The sequence below is a fragment of the Paramesorhizobium leguminum genome (assembly GCF_003217235.1).
In the GTDB taxonomy this organism is placed as follows: domain Bacteria; phylum Pseudomonadota; class Alphaproteobacteria; order Rhizobiales; family Rhizobiaceae; genus Paramesorhizobium; species Paramesorhizobium leguminum.
Genome location: NZ_QJTF01000049.1, coordinates 1 through 5,199, shown reverse-complemented (window position 1 = coordinate 5,199; position 5,199 = coordinate 1). Strand labels below are relative to the sequence as shown.

Annotated in this window: 4 protein-coding genes, 2 tRNA genes and 1 pseudogene; 2 read left to right on the top strand and 5 right to left on the bottom strand. The window is 55.2% G+C overall.

Annotated features, from left to right (window positions below):
• Nucleotides 1–206 (top strand): annotated as a pseudogene (locus C7477_RS18480) (IS110 family transposase); the annotation flags it as partial.
• A gap of 341 nt (nucleotides 207–547) precedes the next feature.
• Here C7477_RS18480 and C7477_RS18475 read toward each other — a convergent pair.
• The 5 genes from C7477_RS18475 to C7477_RS18455 form a co-directional block, all read right to left on the bottom strand.
• Nucleotides 548–1,921, bottom strand: a complete 1,374-nt coding sequence (locus tag C7477_RS18475) for a TolC family outer membrane protein (protein ID WP_110754802.1) — start codon at nucleotides 1,919–1,921, stop codon at nucleotides 548–550.
• Between the two features lie 133 nt (nucleotides 1,922–2,054).
• Nucleotides 2,055–2,732, bottom strand: coding sequence for a protein-L-isoaspartate O-methyltransferase family protein (locus C7477_RS18470; RefSeq protein ID WP_110754801.1), 678 nt, complete (start codon nucleotides 2,730–2,732; stop codon nucleotides 2,055–2,057).
• An 89-nt stretch (nucleotides 2,733–2,821) separates the two neighbouring features.
• A tRNA-Cys gene (locus C7477_RS18465) sits at nucleotides 2,822–2,895 on the bottom strand.
• A gap of 191 nt (nucleotides 2,896–3,086) precedes the next feature.
• Nucleotides 3,087–4,343, bottom strand: a complete 1,257-nt coding sequence (locus C7477_RS18460) for a hypothetical protein (RefSeq protein WP_110754800.1) — start codon at nucleotides 4,341–4,343, stop codon at nucleotides 3,087–3,089.
• A 160-nt stretch (nucleotides 4,344–4,503) separates the two neighbouring features.
• Nucleotides 4,504–4,761, bottom strand: coding sequence for a hypothetical protein (locus tag C7477_RS18455; protein WP_110754799.1), 258 nt, complete (start codon nucleotides 4,759–4,761; stop codon nucleotides 4,504–4,506).
• A gap of 154 nt (nucleotides 4,762–4,915) precedes the next feature.
• Between C7477_RS18455 and C7477_RS18450 the strand changes: the two genes are divergently transcribed.
• Nucleotides 4,916–4,990, top strand: a tRNA-Asn gene (locus tag C7477_RS18450).
• Nucleotides 4,991–5,199: the final 209 nt, after the last annotated feature.

The following is a 5,199-nucleotide window of genomic DNA, read 5'->3' as shown; positions in this document are numbered from 1 at the left end:
GCGGGCGCCGTCACATCAGGCCGATGCTCTTCATCGCAGCCCTGACCGCCATCCGCGGCAAAAATGATCTGGCCGCGGCATACAAGGCATTCCTCAAAGCCGGGAAGCCAAAGCGCCTCGCTCTTGCAGCCATCATGCGAAAGATCATCATCCGCGCAAACGCTCGCATCCGTGACCAAATCGCTCCCAAGCCGCAACTGACTTGATGACGGGTGGAGATGTTTTTTCCTCTACCGGGAACCGTTCTTTCCAGGCAGAAACGTTGGAACTAGCCGTTGACAGCAAACTTTCCGTCATTCCTGTGCTTGTCACAGGAATCCATGCCTCAACGGTGAAGTTGCCGCACCCGACAAAAAAATATCGTTCCATCCAAAAGTGAAATGCACTAGATCGGTCCTGGCAAACCCGAGGACTGAGGATGACGGCAGGACTACGCGCCTTGTCTTATCAGCGTTTCAGTTGAGACCTGACAACCTCAAATGCCCACAACGAAAAACGGCACCTCGCGGGTGCCGTTTTTGTTTACCGGTTTAAACGAAGCAGTCGCTCAGCGACCGTCCGGCGTACGCAAGCCGATCCACTTGTCCTTCACAGCCTCGTAATGCTGTTCCGGCTTATATTCGGCAACTTTCAGACCCATCTGGCCTGCCGTCATGCGACCGACCGCCGACAGGATCGCATAGCTCGCCAGCACCTGGTCGTGTTCTGCCTGCACGAGCGCTATCTGGGCCTTCACCATCTCGTTCTGCTGTTCCAGCACGTTAAGCGTTGTGCGTTGGCCGACCTTGCGCTCCTCGATCACGCCTTCCAGCGCCAGCTTGGCAGCGCTGACGGCCTCGCGATTGGCCGTAACCGAAGCGCGCGCCGATTCAAACTGCGACCATGCCGAGGCGACAGCCGCGCGCACACTATCACGCGCCACATCGACTTCGATCCGCGCCTGCCCTAATTGCTCCTTGGACTGGCGCACCTGCGCAGATGTTTTGCCGCCTGAATAGATCGGGACGTTGACCTGCACACCGATGGAAGCGGAATTGCCATCGCCAAAGCCAGTCTCGCCGGCAAATACTTCCTGATGGCTGGCTTCGGCTTGAAGTCCGAGGGTCGGCAGCAGCGCCCCCTCCTTCGCCTTTACGTTATAACCGGCGGCATCGACCGCATATTTCGTGGCAAGGATCGCCGGATGAGTGGCGCTCGCGAGCTGAAAGGACTGGTCAACCGAACGCGGAAGCTTGGAGGCGATGGGCGCCGCTTTCAGGCTGCCGGGCGCATCACCGACGATCTGGCGATAGACCGCCTCGACCGATTTGACGTCTGCGCGCGCCTGGTTGAGATCCGCGATAGCCGAAGCGCGTGCGGCTTCTGCCTGCGCCACGTCGGTTCGAGTACCCTCACCCACATCCAGACGAGCCCGCGCACCGCGCACCTGCTCATTGAGCGCAGCGAGATTGCGCTCAAGCAGGGCGGCAATCTGCCGATTTTGATAAACGTCCATATAGGCCTTTACCGCGCTGTAAAGGGTATTTTGTTCGGTATTGCGCAAGTTTTCGCGCTGCGCATAGACCTGCGTTTCGGCTGACGCAACGCTGTTCCTGGTTTGGAACCCGTCGAAAAGCATTTGGTTGACCTGAATGCCGACGCTGCCCGCGGTCGTGTTCGCATTCGTTTGCCCCGAACGGCTGCGTGCAAACTGCCCGATGCCTGCGACCGTCGGCCGATAACCCGACTTGGCAATCGCCACATTTTCATCCGTGACGCGGAGGCCGGCGCGGGTGGAATTGAGCGTCGCGTTATATTGGTAGGCCTTGGTCAGCGCGCCTGTAAGCGTTTCCGCCAAGGCTGGGGAGCCCATTAGAACCGTGCCCGAAAGTAATGCCGCAGCCAACCATTTTTTGCGTACTTTGAACACAGTGAACCTCATTATGAATCATGTCGAATCCGCTTACCGAACCGAGCGGTTCGGGCATGACTTAATAACCGGTAAATTTCCCTTTTGCCAATCCATTAGCGAAACAAAATGAGCACCGTTGCAGATATGTATCATTCCTAAAAAATCAGAACTGAAATTGCGGCACGCGCGAAAAACCGGTGAGTTCTTTTACCGCCAGATTGAACGCTCCGCGCCCCGATACGATACCTTCATCCTTCATATAAAACCTTGCGATTCCGGCATTTCCGCGTCCTTCGACGGCGACGAGACGCCCCCCGTTCTTCAACTGGCCGAAGAGCGCGTCGGGAACGAAATCGACCGCGCCTTCGATCACGATCACGTCATAGGGCGCGCGGGAAGGGTCGCCCTCGGGCATCGGTGTCGTGGCGATCACGACATTGTTAAAACCCAGCTCAACCATTCGCGTCGCGGCCTGCGCGGCCAGATCGGAATCGCTCTCCACTGCGACGACGGAGCCGGCGATCCGCGACAGCACGGCGGCCGAATAGCCGGTGCCCGCGCCGATATCGAGAACATGATCGCCCGGCTGGATGGAAGCCAGCTGCAGCAACTTGGCGAAAGGTGAAGGTTCCATGAGATAGCGCGCCGGCTCGCCTGCGGCCGATGCAGGCTTCAACGGGATATCCTCATCGATATAGGCCAGGTCACGCCATGCCGCCGGCACGAACTCTTCACGCGGAACAGCCAGGAAGGCATCGAGGACGGCGACATTGGTCACATCAGTCGTGCGGATCTGGTTATCGACCATCTTGGTGCGGAGATCGGGGAAATCGGCTGTCATCGTCCCAGGCTTTCCTGTTCGCGCGAAAATTACGCGGGATCAGGCGCGCTGGATAAGGGGAATCCCGCGGCAAACGCTAGTGTGGCAATTGGAGGCCTCGCCCGGAATCGAACCGGGGTGCAAGGATTTGCAGTCCTCTGCGTAACCACTCCGCCACGAGGCCTTCCGCACTAGCGTTAGCTAGGCTGGTCAATAGGTTATGCGTTTTGGATCGTCAAGCGCCAAAGGAGGGTTCTGAATAAAATCCCTTGCGCATTCTGAATCCCTCGGCGAACCGCACAAGGAATGCCTCGCTCTGAGCGCAAGAGCGAGGCAATCGAACATGAACCGCCAAGGCATCGCGCCCACGCTCTGTTACTGCGTGACGGTGAAGTTTATAGTCGCGGGCGGGCTTTTCTGTTTGTTATAGGTCTGCGTCACGGACATGGTGTGCTTGCCTGGTGAAATATTCAAAGTTGGGCAAACCCATGATGAATCGCCTGAAATTCTGCTTACGCAGAATGGTTGACCGTCCAAGGTTGGATAGGCCCATCCATCGGCCATCCCATTGCCGGAAACCGCCGGAACTTGACTGATCGAGTAAGTGGCCCCATTTCGCGGATTCCCGACCGTCGGTGGCGGCGGTTGGGTAAAATCGTTTGTTTGGGTAAAGCTTATGTACGGATAAGGCTTATCAGCCGGGTAATAAGGAAGCGCCGTGCAGGAACCGAGATACAAATTGTTCGTCTCTGCGGTGGAAGTACCCGTCTTCTCGCACTGAGGCTGTTTTTCTTGATAGCCAGCATACAATGCGCCGACTTCCGCCGTTAGGGTCGTGTCCGCACTGAAAGTTAAATTAAGACCATTAGCAAATCCTAAAACATTGAATTCAGTTGAAGTCCAGTAAGGAGAAATATCGAAGGCGCCATCTGTTGAATAGATGTTGGCGCTTATCGTATCCCCGAGCTGCATAAGCACTCCATCCAGGATTTGAGAGCCATCCGAATTTGATCGACCGGTAAAGGCATACATTTTCATTGTATTCAGAAATTCTGAAACGCTATAATCACCGCTGCCCGGCACACTAACTAAATACGAAACGCCATTCCAGTCTTTAGTCCAATACCATATACTTAGAAAACCATCTACGCCACTTCCGCCTGTTTGATAGGCGAATTGTTGCCACATCCCATTCGCAGAATTCGTGTTCATTTGGATGGAGTATGCGCCCGGCACATCTCCTCCACCACCGTTGGTGACTGCTTGCGTCGCTCCAGCGACGAAGGGGAAGGAGGCGACCGCTTGCGTGACAGGCGCGGGAGTCTCAAGGTAGAATACCAAGCGATCATCTTTGGTGGCATCGGCTCGTGGGGGTATTCGTGGCTTCGTAGGGAAGGGGTCGCATTTGGTCCAGACGGTGCTGGGATAGGTTACTCGCCAGCAGTTGGCGTAAGGCGGGGTGATGCCGGCCATTTTCCAACCCCATGCCTCCAACGCCGATTCCGTGGCTGCATCATTACCTTGGTTCACAGCTTGGGGGCCGCCGCTCTGCTTCTCTGCCGCTAAAACGGAAAAACTGGCCGAGACACTCATCAAGCCAGCCAAAGATATCGATTTCCACTTCGGATTCATGATTCTTCCTATCTCTTAAAAAACATCCTGATTAACAATTTATAATAGAAAATTACAACTCACGGTAACAGTGAGCAACTTAACGTTTCGTATAATGCAGTGGTCGTATTTTAATATTTCAGCTGAAATTTTCCGGAAAACTTCGAATGCCGGCTTGACGTTACCCCTTCCGCCAGCGGCCGTAGCGCACTTCGAGTTTGCGCCGCCAGCGGCGGATGAGAGGCGAATCGTGCGAAAGCACCAGAAGTCCGAGGGGAATCATCCAGAAGCCGAGAATCGGAAGAAACCCCAGAATACCGCCGGCAATGAGCAGCACGCCGAGAACGCGGCGCGCCAGGCTTGATTGTGGAATCGGCATTCGCCACCCGAGCGCATTGACGGTCTTCCCGTTACGGGCAGCAGCTTCCGGCTTGTCCATTCGCTCAATCCCTCTTTAATCCGGCCTTATATTCCAGGCTGTCCGGACCGTGGCTGTCATTTCTCCGTTAAAAAGATGAAAAAAACGAAAGAGCCCCTTTGCAAAAGCGAAACCCTTTTGCTATACGCCAGATCGCTGATGAATGAGCACCTGTTCCCCGGTAGCTCAGTGGTAGAGCAACCGGCTGTTAACCGGTTGGTCGCTGGTTCGAATCCGGCCCGGGGAGCCAACGTTTTCAAGGGCTTAGCTCAAGTCCGAAATATACAGAAAATCGCTGATCTACGGATGGTCTACGGAAACGTAAAACGCTAGGCGGCTTAAAGTATCAAAAAAAGCCCGGGTTTGAACTGACCCCCGAAAGTTGGATGTCAACCTTCGGGGGTTTTTCATGTCCAGGCACAGCACTGCTTTCAAGCATTCTGTTGTGGAATTTTATCG